This is a genomic window from Streptomyces sp. PR69 (assembly GCF_026420845.1).
In the GTDB taxonomy this organism is placed as follows: Bacteria; Actinomycetota; Actinomycetes; order Streptomycetales; family Streptomycetaceae; genus Streptomyces.
Window position 1 is genome coordinate 153,121 of the sequence record NZ_JAOWCB010000006.1, and the last position, 18,474, is coordinate 171,594.

An 18,474-nucleotide genomic window follows, 5' to 3' on the forward strand; every position below is an offset into this window, starting at 1 on the left:
AGACGCCGACGTCGGCGCCCAGCCCTCCGGCAGTGTTCGCCCGGACAGGCCTTGGCCCCCGCGCCCTCTCTTCACAGCTGCACGACGGCTATCCGTCAGGAAACGTTCGCACGCCGGTCGCCAACCTACGCCCCGCATAGGCAAGCATCTATGCCCTGACGGCCGACGAGCGTTCAAAGGGGACCCAGAGGTGCAGCACCGGCAGCGCAAGGACCAGCGTTCCTTCCTTCCCGTCGGCGCGGCGGCGGCCGCCGCCGTCGTGGCCGTGACGGGCGGAGTGCTGATCTCCACGCTGGGGGAGGGCGACTCCGAGCGCGGGGCGGCCCGGGGCGACAAGCCCACGCAATCGCCGACCGCCCGGATCGACTGCGCACGGCAGGGCAAAGTGCCCGGTTCCGGATCCACCGCGCAGCAGAACGCGATGAAGCGGTGGATCGAGGAGTACGAACGGGCCTGCCCCGGCGTGCGCGTCGCGTACAACCCGATCGGCTCGGGCGCCGGAGTCGCCCAGTTCCTGCAGGGCACCACGGCGTTCGGCGGCACCGACGGGGCGCTCGACCCCGATGACGTCGAGTTCTCGCAGGGCGCCTGCCCCGGAGGCCACGCCATCGACCTGCCCATGGTGGGCGGGCCGATCGCCATCGGCTACCACCTCCCGGACGTGCACGATCTCGTGCTGGACGCGCCGACCCTCGCCCGGATCTTCGACTCCCGCATCACGCGGTGGAACGACCCCGCCATCCGTCGGCTCAACCCCGACGCGGCCCTGCCCGACCTGGTCATCCGGCCGGTGCACCGCTCCGACAGCTCCGGCACCACACAGAATCTCAACGCCTACCTCGCCGACGCGGCGCCGGACCAGTGGCCCTACCCGGCGGACAAGAGCTGGCACGGCAGGGGCGGGGACTCCGCCGACGGGTCGGTCGGCGTCGCCTCGGAGGTGATGTCCACCGGCGGCGCCATCGGCTACTTCGAGCTGTCCTTCGCCTCCAAGCGCCATATCGACACCGTGCGGATCGACACGGGGGCCCCGGAACCCGTCGCGGCGTCCCCTCAGACCGCGTCGGCGGGCATCGCATCGGCCGAAGTCGTCGGCAGGGACCACGATCTGACCCTGAAATTCGACTACGGCACCTCTGCGCCGGGCGCCTACCCGATCGTCCTCGTCACCTACGAGATCGTGTGCGACAAGGGCAACGACAGAGAACTGCTCCCCGCCCTCAAGTCCTTCCTGGCCTACACCGCGAGCGAGGAGGGCCAGAAGCTCCTCCCCGGCATCCACTACGCACCGCTCCCGGAAAACGTCGCCGCCCAGGTCCGCCAGGTGATCGGGACGCTCTCCTGACCTCGGACCTCGGACCTCTGGCCTCGGGTCCTGTGCCGAACGGGTACGTTCACTCATCACGCGCACCACTTTGGATCACGCGCGGAAGTGCACGATTCGCCCATGCCGGAGCCGGTCCGGGGATTCGCGATCCCGGCAGCGACTCACCGGACGCTCCCTGAGCTGCCGACTGTGAATTGCTGGTCTCTACCTCGGCTTCATCTATCCGCGCCGTCCGACTGCTGACGCGCGCGCCCCCCGCTTCCGGCTACGGCCGCGGGCAGGGGGCCTTTCGTCATGCCCGCGCCGCCGCCTACGCTTCCACGCATGGCTGACTTCCTGCAGGTATCCACAGCAACCCCCACCCGCGATCAGGCCATCGAACTCGCCCGCTCTGCGGTTGGCGAGCGCCTCGCTGCCGGCACGCAGATCATCGGCCCCGTCACCTCCGCGTTCTGGCACGACGGTGAGTTCGGCACCGGCGAGGAATGGCAGCTGCTGCTGAAGACCACCCGGGCTCGCTACCCGGAGCTGGAGGCCCACCTGCTGAAGAACCACCCGTGGCAGAACCCGGAGGTGGCCGCTGTAGCGATCGAGGCCGGTTCGAAGGGGTGTCTCGACTGGATTGCCGCGAGCACCGCCCCTGCGGAGTAGCTCAGCCGCGGGCCACGTCCAAGACCTCCGCAACCACGCGCAGCGCCTGGTACTCGCCGAGTCGCCGGAGAACTGGTGCGAGCCGCTCGCGTGGCCGCACCGACGCCACCCCAGACGACAGGTCGAGCGCGCGACGCGCAACCGTGGCCGCCTGCTCAACTTCCCCGGCGGCCAGGTAGGAGTCGGCGAGCCACGACAGATACAACGCCTTGTCCCGCGCGTGTGAATCGTCGTACCGGGCCAGCGCCGCCTCCAGGACGGGCACGGCTCGCAGCGGACGACGTAGCTCTGTCCAGCATCGACCAGCCATGATCTGCAACTCGGTCTCGTCGACCCACGCCGTCCAATCCGGTTGCGGGGCACCGTCGACCTCGGCGGCGGCATCGTGGGCAGCTTCCAGGGCGCGTTCCGTCTCGTCTGCATGGCCCGCTACCGCGTGCGCCCACGCGAGCCGCTCACACAGCAGCGCACGCACTCCCGGCGGTGCATCCGGGCCGGCAGTGACGCACGAGCGGGCGGCAGTCTGCACGGCGTCTTGCCGCGCCTGCCGGTCGCCCTGCAGCCCCTGATACGCCAGGAACGCCAGCGCATTCCCAGCGAGCGCAGCGTCCCCCGCGTCGGTTGCGGACTTGCGGCTCGCTTCGTACAAACCTCGCGCCTCGGCATGCCGACCGCTGTCGAACGCCGCCCAACCGGCCTGCTGCGCTTGCTCAGCGAGCACGGACAGCAGTGCGCGGCCCGTCTCCTCCGTGTACGAGCGGTGGCGCAGCATCACCCTGGTGTTCTGGTACTCGCCGAGGTAGGTGCGGTAGGTGTCGCCGCCGCCGAGGACGTTGTCGAGGCGTCGTAGTCGGGCTGTGCGCTGCCGTAGCTTGTCGGGGAGGTCGCTGCCGATGCGGCCGCCGGCCGATGGTCTGGAGAGTTCGGGGAGGCCCACGGCGAGGCTCGCGGCGGCGGAGGTCTTGAGGAACTCCCGGCGCTGTGGCCCTTCACCGTCCGCCGCGCCCTCAGGTGTCTCCCACGGGCGCGGGGCGAGCCCCACCATGTGGCCGGGGATGCGGAACGCGTCGGCGATACGGACGATCTTCTCGAACGTCGTCACCTTGCCGTGGCCCTTGGCCAGCGTGCCCACGCGCTCAGGCTTGATGCCGCACTCCGCTGCGATCAGCGAATAGCTGATGCCCGCCTCGGCGCGGGCGAGGTGGAACACCGTGCCGAAATCGTGTGCGGCGAGCGCGGCTCTCACCTCGGGACGCTCAAGAAGCTCACGGGGGAGCGCGGTTAACGGTTCGCGACCGGTCATGAGGTGCCTCATGGGGCTTGGTGTTGGAGTGGTCTGGCGATGAGAGTACCCATGATGGGTACCCCTCGGCGGGAAGTCAGAAGCCATAGGCGCTCGCCAGGCTGAGCCTTCAGACCCCGGCGAGGTGGTCGCCTCCCGGGGCGCGGCCAACGCTGCTGAGGAGCGCCGACATGACCACTTGTACCACCCGTCCGTGCGGCACAACCGCCCCAGCTAAACCTGCTCTTGGGAACCTGCCCGGCTGCGGCGTGTGCGCCGCGCTCGCCGAGCAGAGCGCGGAAGCCGTCGCCCGCGGGGACCACGCGAAGGCCACCCGCTGCAACGCCGAGATCCGCAACCACCCCCCACACCCCGGAGACCGACGCATGAGCCCGGCAGCCGCACAGCTCGACATCCAGGCGATGCGGGCAGACGCCCAGCTGCTGCTCACCCCCGATGCGGACGCGACGCCGGAAGACGGACTGAGCGAACTGACGCTGCGGATGCGCGGCCACATCATGCGGCTCACCCCCGCCGTGGAGGACGCGATGGCCGCCCACCCGCACAACGACGACGTATGGGCGAACGCACTGGGCAGCGTTACGCGGGCGGGGTTCCGGCTTCTCGAGGAGCCACCGAACGGCAGCCTCACCCAGGCCATCGCCTACGCACAGCGCCTCGCCCGCGCCGTAATCGCCCTCACAGACGCCCTGACCGCACTGAAGGCAGCACGATGAACGACAGGGTCCGCTTCTGCGACCGGTGCAGCAAACCCATCACCGGCGAGTACGAGCGCGTGCCGCAGTTCTCCGCCTCCGGCGCCCGCCCGGACTCCTGCCAGCACAAGCCCGGCGACCCAGCATGCAAGCCATGGCCCAGTGCAGCCAGCACCGCACGCCGACTCACCCCCTGAGCTCCTGCCCCGCAGCCGCGGCCACGGCGAGCGGCCGCGGGCAGGCACCACAGCCCCGGCTGGCCCGCACCCCCGGTCCGGGCCAGCTGGGGCTTCAGCCCACAAGGTCGGACAGCGACACGTCGAGGGCATCCGCGATGAGGATCAGGGTGCGAGCAGCGCAGAGGCGGGACCCCGTGCTCAGGGTGCAGTCAGAGCGTCTGTGCGATGCAGGCAGGAAGGCAGGACGCCCGGAACGGCAGAAGACCCAGGCAGCCACCCGGCTGACCTGGGTCTTCGTCGACCAGTTGCCTGGTCAGGCGCAGAGCCCCCTGTCGGGTTCGAACCGACGACCCCCGCTTTACAAGAGCGGTGCTCTGGCCAGCTGAGCTAAGGAGGCAGCCGTATGAGTGTAACCAACGCCCGGACCTGCCCGGTCGGGAATTCCGATGCTGGGAGGTGCTGACAGAACGGACCCGGCCAGGTAGCGTCACCCGGAGTTCACTCCGGTGGACTAGACCCATCCGTTTCCTTTACTCGGATCGTCCGGCACGTTCCTGCCGGTGAAGGGACCATCACCATGGCCACTGTCACATTCGACAAGGCGACCCGGGTCTACCCGGGCGCCGAGAAGCCCGCCGTAGACCAGCTGGACATCGAGATCGAGGATGGCGAGTTCCTCGTCCTCGTCGGCCCGTCCGGCTGCGGGAAGTCCACCTCGCTGCGGATGCTCGCGGGGCTTGAGGACGTCAACGGCGGAGCGATTCGCATCGGGGAGCGGGATGTCACGCATCTGCCTCCCAAGGACCGGGACATCGCCATGGTGTTCCAGAACTACGCGCTCTACCCGCATATGACCGTCGCCGACAACATGGGCTTCGCGCTCAAGATCGCGGGGGTCAACAAGAGCGAGATCCGCAAGAAGGTCGAGGAGGCCGCGAAGATCCTCGATCTCACGGAGTACCTCGACCGCAAGCCGAAGGCGCTCTCCGGCGGTCAGCGGCAGCGGGTGGCGATGGGGCGGGCCATCGTGCGGGAGCCGCAGGTGTTCCTGATGGACGAGCCGCTGTCGAATCTGGACGCCAAGCTCCGGGTGTCCACGCGTACGCAGATCGCGAGTCTGCAGCGGCGGCTCGGCATCACCACGGTGTACGTGACCCACGACCAGGTCGAGGCCATGACGATGGGCGACCGCGTCGCCGTCCTGAAGGACGGGCTGCTGCAGCAGGTCGACTCGCCGCGCCATATGTACGACCGCCCGGCGAACCTCTTCGTCGCCGGGTTCATCGGCTCCCCCGCCATGAACCTGGTCGAGGTGCCCATCACCGACGGCGGAGTGAAGTTCGGCAACAGCGTGCTGCCCGTCTCCCGTGAGGCCCTCAGCCAGGCCGCCGACAAGGGCGACACCACCGTCACGGTCGGCGTCCGGCCCGAGCACTTCGACGTCGTCGAGCTGAACGGCGACGCCGCCGCCTCCCTCTCCAAGGACGCCGCCGACGCCCCGGCCGGCCTCCCCGTCTCCGTGAACGTCGTCGAGGAGCTCGGCGCCGACGGCTTTGTGTACGGCTCCGCCGAGGTCGCGGGCGGGCACAAGGACCTCGTCGTCCGCGTCGGCGGGCGCTCCGTCCCGGAGAAGGGCAGCGAGCTGCACGTCGTGCCGCGCCCGGGCGAGCTCCACGTGTTCTCGACGTCGACCGGCGAGCGTCTCGCCGACTGACGTCCGCTGGGCGAAACGGCCCCGCACTTCGGTGCGGGGCTGTTTTGTGCATGTCGATAAATACCTCTACAGGTCGGGCATTTCACCCCCGGACGTCAACACGCCGGACGAATTTCGCCGCCAAACCTTCCCTCAACCGTGTGACTAAATGTCGCCAAATCACTACCGGCCGCTACGCTCGCTCCGTGACCCACACAGCCCGCCGTATCGGCCGTACCCTCGCCCTTGTACTGCCCGTCGTCCTGGTGCTCTCCGGAACCCTCGCGGTCACCAGCGTGCCGTGGGCCGGGACCAGTTCGCAGACCCAGATGCTCGCCTCGTCGGCGGACGTCTCCGTGCGCGCCAAGCCGCGCGCGGCGCAAGACGTCCTGCGCGAGAAGCTGCTCACCGAGCTGCAGGGCCGGAAGAAGGACCCAGGCGCGGTCCTCACCAGCCTGCAGCAGGCCGTCGAGCAGCGTCCGTCGCTTGCGAAGCACTGCATGGACATCGCCCGCGCCATCGGGCGCGCAGCCGTCAAGCTGTACGGGCCCGTCGGGGCCCAGTCCCACGCCCGCCCCGTCTGTGACACCTCATACGCCTCTGGGGTCGCCGAGCAGGCCCAGAGCTGAGCCACCCCGCGCCAAGCCGCGCCAAGCCGTCGTACAACCTGCCGTCATACAGCCCGCTGCCAAAACAGCACGCCGTCAATCAGCCCTGACGCCCGGACCGGCGGAACGCCCGCCGGTCACCGCCGCATATCGTTCACGGCATGCAGACGCCTACGCATCCGACGCAGGCCGTGGTTCTGGCGGGCGGCCAGGGCTCTCGGCTGCGGCCGTACACCGACGACCGCCCCAAGCCGATGGTCGAGATCCCGGGAACCGGGACCCCGATCATCGGCCATCAGCTTGCCTGGCTGGCCGCCGAGGGCGTGACCGACGCCGTCGTCTCATGCGGGCATCTCGCCGAGGTTCTCCAGGACTGGCTGGCGAGCGCCGATCTCCCGCTGCGCGTCACCACCGTCGTCGAGCCTGAGCCCCTCGGCCGCGGCGGCGGGCTCAAGTACGCCGCCGCCCGCCTCCCGGAGCCGGACCAGCCCTGGTACGCCACCAACGGCGACATCTGGACCCGCTTCTCGCTCCGCGACATGGCCGCCTTCCACGCCGAACGCGATGCCACCGCCACGCTCGCCCTCGCCCGGCCCCGCATCCCCTGGGGCGCCGTCGAGACCGACGCCTTCGGGCACATCACGGACTTCATCGAGGCGCCGCCGTCGCCGTATCTCATCAACGCGGGCGTGTACGTCTTCTCCGCGGCCTTCACCAAGCTGCTGCCGGACCGCGGCGACCATGAGCGCACCACCTTCCCCCGGCTCGCCCGTGAGCGCAGCCTCGCGGGCTTTCCGCTGCCCCAGGGGGCCTACTGGCGGGCCATCGACACCGCCAAGGACCTCACCGAGGCCGCCAAGGAGCTCGCCGAAGGGCGCTGAGGCGCATCAACGCGTCAGTCCTCCACGACGACGGGATGTGTGAGCGGACATAAGAGCGGGGTGGGCGCCCCGGAAACCGGGTGCCCACCCCACTCGTACGCGTACGAGGCTCAGCCGCCGCCGAGGAGGCCGCCGAGCAGGCCGCCCCCGCCCGAACCGCCGTCCGAGCCTCCGTCGCTTCCGCCGTCGCTCCCGCCGCTGCCGGTGCCCCCGCTGCCGGTGCCGGTGCTGCCGCTCGACGTCGGTCCCGCGCTGGTGGTCGGCGGCTGCTGGGCGGGCTCCGACTGTCCCGGCGGCTGCTGGCCCGTGCTGCCCTGCGTCTCGCTGGGCGTCCCGGCCCCGGTGCTCACCCTGCCTGTCTCCCGGACCGTGCCCGCGCCGCTGGTGGCCGCCGGGGTGGACGCCTCCGGCGTCGGGCTGCCGGAGCTGCTCGCGGACGGCGACGGCGACTCCTGCCGGCCGCCGCTCCTGCCCTCGGAGCTGGCCGACCCGCTGGGCTCCTGCGGCAGCGGGGAGCCAGGCAGATGGTTGGTCGGGTCCTGGTGCGGCCCCGGCACCGTCACCATGTCCGAGGAGCGCACCGCCGCGCCGAGAATCGAGCCGATCAGCAGTGTCAGGCCGATCACGACCGCGGTGATCACGGCCCCGCGGCGCAGCACGCGACGGCGCAGCTGCCACAGCTCGGCCCGCGGGCCGAGCGTGCGCCAGGCCTCGCCCGCGAGCCTGCCGTCGAGCGAGTAGACCGGCGCACCGGCGATGATCAGCGGCGACCAGGCGGCGAGGTAGATGATGTCCGGAGCGTCGTAGACCGGAACGTTCTTCCAGCTCACGGTGAGGATCAGCGCGGCGGACAGCAGTGCGCCGAAGACCGCCGCCACCCGCTGCCAGAGCCCCAGCACCGTGAGCACGCCGACGATCACCTGGAGGAAGGCGATGGTCAGGCCCGCGCCCACCGGGTGCGCCAGCGCGAAGTCGCGCAGCGGCTCCGCGGCCTGCCAGGGGTGCAGCGAATTGAGCCACTTGACCATGGAGCCGCGTTCGCCGCCGTCGAAGTAGACGGGGTCGCAGAGCTTGCCCATGCCCGCGTAGATGGAGATGAAGCCGAGGAACACGCGCAGCGGCAGCAGCACCACGCCCAGGTTCATCCGCCGACCGGGGTAGTAGGCGTGCCGCTGGGCGCGGGCGTCGTTCTCGGCGCCGTCGGCGTCCGCGGAGGCGGCGGAGGCGTCAGAGTCGGCGAGGCCGCCGGCGGCAGCGCCGGCGGCGTCCGCGGAGTATCGCTCCTGCTCGCGCGTGTCGTACCCGTCGTAGGCGCCGACCGCCTGCCGCATCGGCGGCAGCAGCGGCTGGTCGCCCGGCACGGCCGGGGTCGGCGCGGTGTCCTGAAGCAGGTCGATGCGCGGGATGACCTGTGTGGCCCCCGTGTCGTACGGATCGGCCCCGGCGGCCCCACCGCCGCCTCCGGCGCGTACGGCCTGCAGCAGCCCGGTCGCGCCGGTGTCTCCCGGCGCCGACCTGCCGCTCCATACGACGGGAGCCCGCCGCCGCACCGCCGTGCCCGTGCCGCCGACGGCGGGGATGCGTGCGGTGTCCGCCAGCGCACGTGCGGGGCGCGGGCTCTGCGCGAGCTGCACCCGGAAGCTGGCGTGGTTCACGATGACCTGCGCGGGGTCGGCGTCGACCTTGAGCATGCTCAGCGCAGGCTGATCATCGAACCCGGGCCGGGGCGTTCTGGTGTCCACACTCATCTAACCGAGTGACTTGTGTTTAGGACACTGCCGTGACGGGGCGGATCTGTCGGAGGTCCGTCAAGCGCCCCATATTGGCCGAACTGCTGCGGATTGGCCGGATCGCACCGCTGACACGCCGGTACGCCGTACGCCGTACGCCCCTACGCCAACACGCCGATGCCCGTTGCGTCGCCGCCGATACGCCGATGCCCGAGCCGTCAGGCCATCCGGCGGCGAGCCGCCTCGTACAGCACCACCCCGGCCGCGACCCCCGCGTTCAGGGACTCCGCGCCACCCGGCATCGGGATGCGGACGCGGAAGTCGCAGGTCTCGCCGACCAGCCGGGACAGGCCCTTGCCCTCGCTGCCGACGACGATCACGACCGGGCCGCCCAGCGCATCCAGCTCCCCGATCTCGCTCTCGCCGTCCGCCGCCAGGCCGACGACCGTCAGCCCCGCCTTCTTGTACGACTCCAGGGCCCGGGTGAGGTTGGTGGCGCGGGCGACCGGCGTACGGGCGGCGGTGCCCGCCGAGGTCTTCCAGGCGCCGGCGGTCATGCCCGCCGCCCGGCGCTCGGGCACGACCACGCCATGGCCGCCGAAGGCGGAGACGGAGCGGACGACCGCGCCCAGGTTCCGCGGGTCGGTGACCCCGTCGAGCGCCACGATCAGCGGGTCGTCGCCGTCGTCGTAGGCGGCCGCGGCCAGGTCCTCGGGGTGCGCGTACTCATACGGCGGGACCTGGAGGACCAGGCCCTGGTGGTTGAGCCCGTTCGTCATCCGGTCCAGCTCGGGCCGCGGGGCCTCCATGATGTGGACGTCGCCGCGCCCGGTGGCGAGCTGCAGCGCCTCGCGCACCCGCTCGTCGTTGTCGATGAACTGCTGGACGTACAGCATGGAGGCGGGCACGCCGTCGCGCAGCGCCTCGAAGACGGGGTTGCGGCCGACGACCATCTCGGCTGTGCCCTTGCCGCCGCGCCGGGCGACGGGCCTGCGGGCGGACTGCTTCGCCTTGGCGTTGGCGATGCGGTTCTTGACGTGCCCCTTGCGCATGGACGCGGGCGGCGTCGGCCCCTTGCCCTCAAGGCTGCGGCGTCGCTTGCCACCGCTGCCGACCTGCGCGCCCTTCTTGTTGGACGTGCGGCGGTTCCTGCGCTGGCTGTTCCCGGCCATGACCTACCTGATTCCTTGTTTCTTGTTCCTTGAAGCTCGTGAAGACGTCAGAGAGTCGTATGAATCGTGAAGACGTCAGTGAAAGTGTGCCGCCCAAAGCCCCAGGCGGCACACTCTCGCAGGTCAGCGCCGCCTCAGCGCGGGCCGAGCGTCCAGCGCGGGCCCTCCGGGCTGTCCTCGATGACCAGACCGGACTGGTTCAGCTGGTCGCGGATCGCATCGGCGGTCGCCCAGTCCTTGCGGCCGCGCGCGGCCTCCCGCTGCTGGAGCACCATCCGCACGAGGCTGTCGACGACGCCGTGCAGATCGTCACCGCGCTCCGCCTCGCCCGCCCAGTGTTCGTCGAGCGGGTCGAGCCCCAGGACGCCGAGCATGGCGCGCAGCTCCGCAAGCCGGGCGACGGCGGACTCCTTGTCGTCGGCGGCCAGTGCGCTGTTGCCCTGGCGGACGGTGTTGTGGATGACCGCGAGCGCCTGCGGGACCCCCAGGTCGTCGTCCATCGCCTCGGCGAAGGCGGCCGGCACCTCGGCGGCGGGCTCGACGGGCCGCCCCGCCTGCGCGTACTTCTCGGAGGCTCGCTGGATGAAGCCCTCGATCCGCGCGAACGCGGACTCCGCCTCGCGCAGCGCCTCCTCGCTGTACTCGATCATCGACCGGTAGTGCGGGGTGCCCAGGTAGTAGCGGAGCACGATGGGCCGCCAGCGCTTGGTCATCTCGGCGACGAGGACCGAGTTGCCCAGCGACTTGGACATCTTCTCGCCGCTCATCGTCACCCAGGCGTTGTGCACCCAGTACGAGGCGAAGGCGTCGCCGTACGCCTTGGCCTGCGCGATCTCGTTCTCGTGGTGCGGGAAGACGAGGTCGAGGCCGCCGCCGTGGATGTCGAAGGCGGCGCCCAGGTACTTGTGGGCCATCGCCGAGCACTCCAGGTGCCAGCCGGGACGGCCGCGGCCCCAGGGGGTCTCCCAGCTCGGCTCGCCGGGCTTGGCGGCCTTCCACATGGCGAAGTCGCGCGGATCGCGCTTGCCGGTCTCGCCGGCGCCGGACGGCTGCTGGAGGTTCTCCAGCTCCTGGTTGGAGAGCTGGAGATAGTCCGGGAAGGAGCGGACGTCGAAATAGACGTTGCCGTCGGCCTCGTATGCGTGGCCGCGCTCGATGAGCCCGCGCATCATCTCGACCATCTCGGTGATGTGGCCGGTCGCACGCGGCTCATAGGTGGGCGGCAGGCAGCCGAGCGCCTCGTAGCCGTCGTTGAACGCCCGCTCGTTCTCGTATCCGATCGCCCACCAGGGGCGGCCCTGGTCCGCGGACTTGGCGATGATCTTGTCGTCGATGTCGGTGACATTGCGGATGAACGTCACGTCGTAGCCGCGGTAGGCGAACCAGCGGCGCATGATGTCGAAGTTCAGGCCGGAGCGGATGTGGCCGATGTGCGGGGCGGCCTGCACGGTGGCGCCGCACAGGTAGATCGAGACGCAGCCCGGCACAAGCGGGGTGAAGTCGCGGATCTGCCGGGCGCTGGTGTCGTACAGGCGAATAGTCACGCATCAAGGGTAGTGGGCCCGGACGAGTGCCCTGCGCGCCGGATCCCAAACGGCGGCCGCACGCCGGATCGCAAACGGCGGCTCAGAGACTGCCGACGATCTTTCGCGGGGTGATGCGGACGACGACGCGCTGGGCGTCGTTGACGGAGTCCGGGTTGAACTCCCCGTACTTCTTCCCCGTGTACTTGAGCGACAGCTCGTCGATCAGCTCCGGCCCGCCCTCGGTGGTGAGCGTGGCCGTGCCGCGGATCTCGGCGTACGTATAGGGGGAGTCGAAGGGCTGGAGCAGCACCGTCACCCGCGGGTCGCGGCGCAGGTTCTTCTCCTTGCGGCGGCCGACGGTGGTGGAGAACAACACGTCGTCGCCGTCCCGCTTCACCCACACCGGGGACACCTGAGGGCTGCCGTCGGGCTGGATGGTGGCGATGTTGACGAAGACGGGGGTGTCGAGCAGCGCCTTGACCTGGTCGGAGAGCTGGGCAGACATGGCGGCCTTTCGTACGACGGCTGGTGGTCCGATCCTCGCCCAACGCTCCCCTTCAGGGAGTTATTTCACCGGTGTCGTGGAGTGTCGCTTTTGAGCCAGCCGCCAGCCGCCGGCCGCCCGCCGCCCGCGATGACCGGGCCGCCGCGCGGGCGCGGCCGCCCGTGCGCTACGCAGGCGCGGCCGTCTTTGCGTTACGCGGGCGCGGCGGTCCGTACGAGCAGGGCCGTCGCGATCGCCGCCAGGCCCTCGCCGCGCCCGGTGAGGCCGAGGCCGTCCGTCGTGGTCCCGGAGACGGACACGGGCGCGCCCGCCGCCGCCGAGAGGGCCTTCTGCGCCTCGTCGCGCCGCTTGCCGATCTTCGGGCGTACGCCGATCACCTGGATGGCGACATTGCCGATCTCGAAGCCCTCCGCGCGTACGATCCTGGCCGCCTCCGCCAGGAGGGTGACGCCGGACGCGCCGGACCACTCGGGCCGCCCGGTGCCGAAGTGCGCGCCGAGGTCGCCGACGCCGGCGGCGGAGAACAGCGCGTCGCAGGCGGCGTGGGCGGCGACGTCGCCGTCGGAGTGCCCGGCGAGGCCGTAGCCGTCGGAGTCCTCCCACAGCAGGCCCGCGCACCACAGCTCGCGCCCCTGCTCGAAGGCGTGCACATCGGTGCCGACGCCGATGCGGGGGACGGCCGCCGGAGCGGGCAGGGGGGCGCCGGAAGCCAGCGGGGCGTCAGAAGCCATCGGTGGCCCTCCTGCGTGCGAGCACCGCTTCGGCGAGTACGAGGTCCAGGGGCCGGGTCACCTTGAACGCCTCCTCGTGGCCGGGCACGACCACGACCGGCGCGCCGAGCCGTTCGACCATGCCGGCGTCGTCGGTGGCGCCTTCGCCGCTGACCGCGACGGTCTCGTGCGCGCGTACGAGAGTGGCTCGATCGAACCCCTGCGGGGTCTGCACGGCGCGCAGCCGGGAGCGCTCGGGGGTGGCCAGAACCGGCTCCGGCTCACCCTTGGGGCCGGGCTCGACCTCCTTGACGGTGTCGGCCAGGGGCAGCGCGGGGACCACGGCCGGGGCCCCGTCCCGTACCGCCTCGACGACCGCGTCGACGGTGTCGACGGGCACCAGCGGGCGGGCGGCGTCATGGACGAGGACGACGGCGATGTCCTCGGGGAGGGCGTCGAGGCCCGCCCGCACCGACTCCTGGCGGGTGTCGCCGCCCGGCACGACCAGATAGTCCGTGCGCTCGGGGAGGGCGTGGGCGTCGAGGAGGTTCTTCACCTCGCCCGCGCCCTCGGGCGGAGCGACCACGACGACGAGCGAGACGGCCCGGGAGGCCGCCATGGCACGTACCGCGTGGATCAGCATCGGGGTGCCGTTGAGGGCGCGCAGGGCCTTCGGCGCGCCGGGGCCGAGGCGTACGCCGCGGCCCGCCGCCGGGATGACCGCGGCGGTGCGCCGAGGGCGCGATTCGTCAGACTCGTCAGGCATCGGTTGCACTCCGGCAGGTTTGTTTCCTTGGCCGATATGGGTATGGCCCTGGGGACGCCCCCGGTGGAGAGGCCGGGGGAGCGCCGGGCGCTGACGCCGTGACCGGACCCTTCCGTGACCACTGGTCTGCGCCGCCAGCCGCCCGGGCCCGGCACACCAGCATGTCGCCGATGCATCCGCTCCATCCGAGGCCGAACATGCCGCAGCGCCCGGCGACGGGGACTGCTGCCACACAGTGTCAGGCACGGCAGGCGTATCGAGAGCCGGGCCGGCATGGTGGTCAGGCAGAGCGTCAGCGGGCACCGCGGCAGTTGCGTTCACACGTCCGGTGCAACATCCATCTGGTGCATCAGTCCATCGGGCGCATCGGGTGCATCAGCGGCATCGTCAGGATGCTGTCGTCGGCATGCTCAGGATGCGAGGACCTCGTCGAGCAGGGCCTCGGCCTTGTCTTCGTTGGTGTTCTCCGCGAGGGCGAGCTCGCTGACGAGAATCTGTCGCGCCTTGGCGAGCATCCGCTTCTCACCTGCGGAAAGCCCGCGCTCGCGCTCACGACGCCACAGATCGCGCACCACTTCGGCGACCTTGATGACATCGCCCGAGGCGAGCTTCTCGAGATTTGCCTTGTAGCGCCGGGACCAGTTCGTGGGCTCTTCCGCGTACGGCGCGCGCAGCACCTCGAAGACCCGGTCCAGTCCGTCCTGACCGACCACATCGCGTACCCCGACGAACTCCGCATTGTCCGCTGGCACGCGAACCGTCAGGTCGCCCTGGGCGACCTTGAGCACCAAGTAGGTCTTGTCCACGCCTTTGATCTGACGAGTTTCGATGGCCTCGATCAGCGCGGCCCCGTGATGGGGATAGACCACGGTGTCGCCAACCTTGAACGTCATGTGACAGGTACCCCTTCCGTGGCTATCCAGAGTAACACGAGAACGGCTTCTTCTGAATGGCGTTTTCGCAGGTCAGGGCATATCTCGGGGCTTGACAACAGCGATAGGAACGTGCTGCGGAGGGCTTCCGGAGGGGGGTATTCGCAGGTGGGAGCGGCTGCGCGAGCGTATGGAAACGCACCCGTTACAGCGGCCGCGACACCCTCCAGAGAGGCCGAAAGTCCCGATTTGCCGGGTTCTTCGCGGTGAACTTCCCGTACTCCGTTCGGCCCTCGGTCACCCGTCCGGACTCCCTCCCGCCCGGCGCCGGAATTGATCAACGACTTGACCGGCGGCGTCGGCGGAGAGTTTGCCGACAGATATTCGGCAAGGAATGTGTGACGGTCCGGAGAATTGATCACTTCGGGATCGCCGCGGTTATGTGAACGAAGTGCGGGCAGCTTGATCGACGGCCGCGCTCCGGAGCGGTGCGGTGCGCGGTGCGGCGCGGTGCCGTGCGCGGTGCGGTGCGGTGCCGTGCGCGGTGCGGTGCGGTGCGGTGCGAACCCGGCGCGCCCCCGGAGCCGAGCCGGGCGGCGTGAACCGGAACTGTCGCTCGCCGACGTAGGGGCGGGTCGGGTGCTGAGCGGGGAGGCAGGCTCGGTAACCTAAGCGCGGGCTGACGCACCCTTAGTTGTTTTCAGCCGATTTGCCCGAACCGTAGCCACTCCGTACGCCAAGGAGATGCCGCCGCCGTGAGCAGCAGCCTTCGACGCGGCGCCCTCGCCGCCACTGCCCTCGTGTTCTCGATCGCCTCGCTTGCCGCATGCGGTGCGGGCAACGACGCGCAGACCCTCGGCATCAAGCCCGACAACGCCGCGACCGCGGTGAACAATCTGAAGATCCAGAACGGGCTGGTGATCACCCAGCCGACCGAGGGCGCGGAGGGTCCGGCCGTCGTCTCGGCGACGATCTTCAATGACGGCCGGGAGGGCGAGACGCTTGAGTCGATCACGCTGCCGGGGCCGGGCGTCGAGGCGAAGCTGAGCCCGGCGGACGGCTCGGGTCCGATTGCCGTCCCGGCGGGCGGCTCCGTTGTGCTCGGCGGCGAGGGCAACGCCTCCGCGGTCATCGCAGAGGGGCTGAAGACCACCCAGGACGGCGATGTGCTGGATGTCGTCTTCCGCTTCAGCGAGACCGGCGATGTGACGCTGCGGGCGTTCGTCGTCCCGGCCGAGAACTACTACAAGGACTTCGGCCCCAGCTCGCTGCCGACGGCCCCGGAACGGTCCCCGGAGGAGTCGCCCGCAGAGCAGACGCCCGAGGAGTCGCCGGCCGGCGGCCCAACCGCGACGCCGACGGGCACGCCCACCGGCACTCCCGCGGGCGCGGCGGGCGGCGAGTCCGACGGCGCCGGGACGACGCCGTCGGACGCCTCCTCGGCGTCCCATGACGCGGGCCACTGAGTCCGGCAGTCGTACGAAGGCGAGGGGCCGCCCGCCGGTGATCCGGCAGGCGGCCCCTCGCGTGCGCGTATACGGCTCCGCGTATGCGACCAGCCCCGCGTGTGCGACCAGCCTCGCGTGTGCGGCTTTCGCGTATCCGGCGGGCGGTCTACGGCTCGAACTTGTAGCCCAGGCCGCGCACCGTCACCAGATAGCGCGGCGCGCCCGGGTCCGGTTCGATCTTTGCGCGCAGCCGCTTGACGTGCACGTCGAGCGTCTTGGTGTCGCCGACATAGTCCGCGCCCCAGACGCGGTCGATCAGCTGCATCCGGGTCAGCACCCGGCCCGCGTTGCGCAGCAGCATCTCCAGCAGATCGAACTCCTTCAGCGGGAGGTCGACCTTCCCGCCCGCGACCGTGACGACATGGCGGTCCACATCCATGCGGACGGGACCGGCCTCCAGGGCCGCCGGGGCGACCTCCTCCGGCTCGCCGCGACGGCGCAGCACCGCCCGGATGCGGGCGACCAGCTCCCGCGAGGAGAAGGGCTTGGTGACATAGTCGTCGGCTCCTATCTCCAGCCCGACGACCTTGTCGATCTCGCTGTCCTTGGCGGTCACCATGATCACGGGGACGTTCGAGCGGCCGCGGAGCTGGCGGCACACCTCCGTGCCAGGCAGCCCGGGCAGCATCAGGTCGAGGAGGACGAGGTCGGCGCCGTTGCGTTCGAACTCATCGAGCCCCTCGGGGCCCGTGGTCGCCACCGCGACCTCGAAGCCCTCCTTGCGGAGCATGTAGGAAAGGGCGTCGCTGAAGGATTCCTCATCCTCGACGACGAGCACTCGGGTCACGGAAGGACCTCCGGGGCAGGAATCTCAGTGTTCGGATCGGTGGTAGTGGTGGTGGCGGCGGTGCTGGTGATGCCGGCGGTCATGGCGGCGCCGGCAGGCCGGTGATCGTCGCCGGCGCGGGAGTGCCCGCGCCCGCCCGACCCGCCGGCGGGACGGTCCCGTACGGCCCCCGCTTCGGGAAGCCGCAGGGTGAAGGTGGAGCCCTGTCCCTCGGAGCTCCACACCGTGACCTCCCCGCCGTGCGAGGCGACCACGTGCTTGACGATGGCCAGTCCCAGACCGGTGCCTCCGGTGGCGCGGGAGCGGGCCGGATCGACGCGGTAGAAGCGCTCGAAGATCCGCTCCCGGTCCTTCTCGGAGATGCCGATGCCCTGGTCGGTGACCGCGATCTCGATGAGATCGCCCCCGGGCGCCGCGACGCGGCGTGCGGCGATGCCGACGCGGGTGCGGGCCGGGGAGTAGTTGACGGCGTTCTCGACGAGGTTGCCCAGAGCGGCGGCGAGCTGCCCGCGGTTGCCCCATATATGCAGGTCGGCGGCGCCGCCGGCGGCCATGGTGATCTGCTTGGTGGAGGCGGCGTGGCGGGAGCGGTCGATCGCCTCGGCGACCAGCTCGTCCACCCGTACGGGCTCCGCGTCCTGCAGCGGGTCGTCGTTCTGCACCCGGGAGAGGTCGATGAGCTCCTGTACGAGGTTGGTGAGGCGGGTCGCCTCGACCTGCATCCGCCCGGCGAAGCGGGTGACCGCCTCGGGGTCGTCCGAGGCGTCCATGACGGCCTCGGAGAGCAGCGAGAGCGCGCCGACAGGGGTCTTCAGCTCATGGCTGACGTTCGCCACGAAGTCGCGTCGCACCGCTTCTATGCGGCGGGCCTCGGTGAGGTCCTCGACCAGCAGCAGGACGAGGCGCGAGCCGAGAGGGGCGACGCGGGCGGAGACGGCGAGCGCCTCGCCGCGGCCGGTGCCGCGCCGGGGCAGATCCAGCTCCACCTGCCGTATCTCGCCGTCCCGCCGGGTGTCGCGGGCCATGTGCAGCATGGGCTCCACCGCGAGCTTCCCGCCGCGGACCAGCCCGAGCGCGTATGCCGCGGAGCTCGCCTTGACGACGGAGTCGCTCTCGTCGAGGACGACCGCGGAGGAGCGGAGGACGGACAGCACCGTGTCGACGCCGGGCGGCAGCGGGGCGTGCGCATCGCTGCGCAGGGAGGAGCGGGTGGGCCGCGCCTGGTCCCGCTCGCTCCAGCGGAACGCCAGCATGGCGATGACGCCGGTGCACAGCCCGGCGATCGCTGCCGCTGCGGCGACCGCCGCGTTCACGTCCATGCATCCAGGTTATGCGGGGCCGCGGACATGCTCCCAGCCAAACGAGTGGCGGCTCGAACAGTCGTCGCTCAGAGTTCACCGAGGGGACGGGGGTGGTTCACTTGGGGTGCCGAAGCAGGACGCGTTTCGGACAGAACGTGGAATCGTGGAGGGGGCGACCCCCTTCCGACCTTGGCCCGACCCCCGTCCGACCCCTGCCGTTTCGGTCGATCTGGTCGCATCGAGAGGTCATATAAGTCGTA

The 18,474-nt window shown here is 70.8% G+C and carries 17 protein-coding genes and 1 tRNA gene; 7 read left to right on the top strand and 11 right to left on the bottom strand.

Annotation, left to right across the window (positions count from 1 at the left end; all coding sequences use genetic code 11):
- Positions 1–190 precede the first annotated feature (190 nt).
- Positions 191–1,345: a phosphate ABC transporter substrate-binding protein PstS gene (pstS, locus tag OF819_RS08115; RefSeq protein ID WP_267242705.1), complete on the top strand. Its 1,155-nt coding sequence runs from the start codon at positions 191–193 to the stop codon at positions 1,343–1,345.
- A gap of 306 nt (positions 1,346–1,651) precedes the next feature.
- Positions 1,652–1,978 (top strand): divalent-cation tolerance protein CutA, encoded by a 327-nt coding sequence (gene cutA / locus OF819_RS08120; RefSeq protein WP_267242706.1) that lies wholly within the window; start codon positions 1,652–1,654, stop codon positions 1,976–1,978.
- A gap of 1 nt (position 1,979) precedes the next feature.
- Here the strand turns inward: cutA and OF819_RS08125 are convergent, their stop codons facing one another.
- Positions 1,980–3,281, bottom strand: coding sequence for an XRE family transcriptional regulator (locus OF819_RS08125; RefSeq protein WP_267242707.1), 1,302 nt, complete (start codon positions 3,279–3,281; stop codon positions 1,980–1,982).
- Between the two features lie 248 nt (positions 3,282–3,529).
- Between OF819_RS08125 and OF819_RS08130 the strand changes: the two genes are divergently transcribed.
- Complete coding sequence (locus OF819_RS08130) at positions 3,530–3,997, top strand: DUF6415 family natural product biosynthesis protein (RefSeq protein WP_267242708.1); 468 nt, start codon at positions 3,530–3,532, stop codon at positions 3,995–3,997.
- A 481-nt stretch (positions 3,998–4,478) separates the two neighbouring features.
- Here the strand turns inward: OF819_RS08130 and OF819_RS08135 are convergent.
- Positions 4,479–4,552 (bottom strand) — tRNA-Thr (locus OF819_RS08135).
- Positions 4,553–4,732: 180 nt separating this feature from the next.
- Here OF819_RS08135 and OF819_RS08140 point away from each other — a divergent pair.
- The 3 genes from OF819_RS08140 to OF819_RS08150 all read left to right on the top strand — a co-directional run bounded on the left by OF819_RS08140 (position 4,733) and on the right by OF819_RS08150 (position 7,337).
- Positions 4,733–5,869: an ABC transporter ATP-binding protein gene (locus OF819_RS08140; RefSeq protein WP_267242709.1), complete on the top strand. Its 1,137-nt coding sequence runs from the start codon at positions 4,733–4,735 to the stop codon at positions 5,867–5,869.
- Positions 5,870–6,054: 185 nt separating this feature from the next.
- On the top strand, positions 6,055–6,477 hold the full coding sequence (locus OF819_RS08145) for a hypothetical protein (RefSeq protein WP_267242710.1): 423 nt from the start codon (positions 6,055–6,057) through the stop codon (positions 6,475–6,477).
- 140 nt (positions 6,478–6,617) lie between these two features.
- The gene (locus tag OF819_RS08150; RefSeq protein WP_267242711.1) at positions 6,618–7,337 is read left to right on the top strand and encodes a nucleotidyltransferase family protein; all 720 of its coding nucleotides are present in this window, start codon (positions 6,618–6,620) and stop codon (positions 7,335–7,337) included.
- Positions 7,338–7,447: 110 nt separating this feature from the next.
- Here the strand turns inward: OF819_RS08150 and OF819_RS08155 are convergent, their stop codons facing one another.
- The 7 genes from OF819_RS08155 to OF819_RS08185 form a co-directional block, all read right to left on the bottom strand.
- On the bottom strand, positions 7,448–9,085 hold the full coding sequence (locus tag OF819_RS08155; RefSeq protein WP_267242712.1) for a DoxX family protein: 1,638 nt from the start codon (positions 9,083–9,085) through the stop codon (positions 7,448–7,450).
- 200 nt (positions 9,086–9,285) lie between these two features.
- Positions 9,286–10,239 carry a 23S rRNA (guanosine(2251)-2'-O)-methyltransferase RlmB gene (gene rlmB, locus OF819_RS08160; RefSeq protein WP_267242713.1) on the bottom strand — a complete coding sequence of 318 codons (954 nt, stop codon included), beginning with the start codon at positions 10,237–10,239 and terminating at the stop codon, positions 9,286–9,288.
- A 134-nt stretch (positions 10,240–10,373) separates the two neighbouring features.
- Positions 10,374–11,783 carry a cysteine--tRNA ligase gene (cysS, locus tag OF819_RS08165; RefSeq protein ID WP_267242714.1) on the bottom strand — a complete coding sequence of 470 codons (1,410 nt, stop codon included), beginning with the start codon at positions 11,781–11,783 and terminating at the stop codon, positions 10,374–10,376.
- Positions 11,784–11,865: 82 nt separating this feature from the next.
- Positions 11,866–12,270: a PPOX class F420-dependent oxidoreductase gene (locus OF819_RS08170; RefSeq protein ID WP_267242715.1), complete on the bottom strand. Its 405-nt coding sequence runs from the start codon at positions 12,268–12,270 to the stop codon at positions 11,866–11,868.
- A gap of 191 nt (positions 12,271–12,461) precedes the next feature.
- Positions 12,462–13,001 (bottom strand): 2-C-methyl-D-erythritol 2,4-cyclodiphosphate synthase, encoded by a 540-nt coding sequence (gene ispF, locus OF819_RS08175; protein ID WP_267242716.1) that lies wholly within the window; start codon positions 12,999–13,001, stop codon positions 12,462–12,464.
- Entirely contained in the window at positions 12,991–13,746 is a 756-nt protein-coding gene (ispD, locus tag OF819_RS08180; RefSeq protein ID WP_267242717.1) for a 2-C-methyl-D-erythritol 4-phosphate cytidylyltransferase, read from the bottom strand. The genes ispF and ispD overlap by 11 nt, the downstream gene beginning before the upstream one ends.
- Positions 13,747–14,156: 410 nt before the next feature.
- Positions 14,157–14,639: a CarD family transcriptional regulator gene (locus tag OF819_RS08185; RefSeq protein ID WP_003953493.1), complete on the bottom strand. Its 483-nt coding sequence runs from the start codon at positions 14,637–14,639 to the stop codon at positions 14,157–14,159.
- 734 nt (positions 14,640–15,373) lie between these two features.
- Between OF819_RS08185 and OF819_RS08190 the strand changes: the two genes are divergently transcribed.
- Positions 15,374–16,084, top strand: a complete 711-nt coding sequence (locus OF819_RS08190) for a DUF461 domain-containing protein (RefSeq protein WP_267242719.1) — start codon at positions 15,374–15,376, stop codon at positions 16,082–16,084.
- Positions 16,085–16,232: 148 nt separating this feature from the next.
- Here OF819_RS08190 and OF819_RS08195 read toward each other — a convergent pair whose 3' ends face one another.
- Positions 16,233–16,913 carry a response regulator transcription factor gene (locus tag OF819_RS08195; RefSeq protein ID WP_064067557.1) on the bottom strand — a complete coding sequence of 227 codons (681 nt, stop codon included), beginning with the start codon at positions 16,911–16,913 and terminating at the stop codon, positions 16,233–16,235.
- Complete coding sequence (locus OF819_RS08200) at positions 16,910–18,232, bottom strand: sensor histidine kinase (protein ID WP_267242720.1); 1,323 nt, start codon at positions 18,230–18,232, stop codon at positions 16,910–16,912. Before OF819_RS08200 ends, OF819_RS08195 begins: the two co-directional genes overlap by 4 nt.
- Positions 18,233–18,474 lie beyond the last annotated feature (242 nt).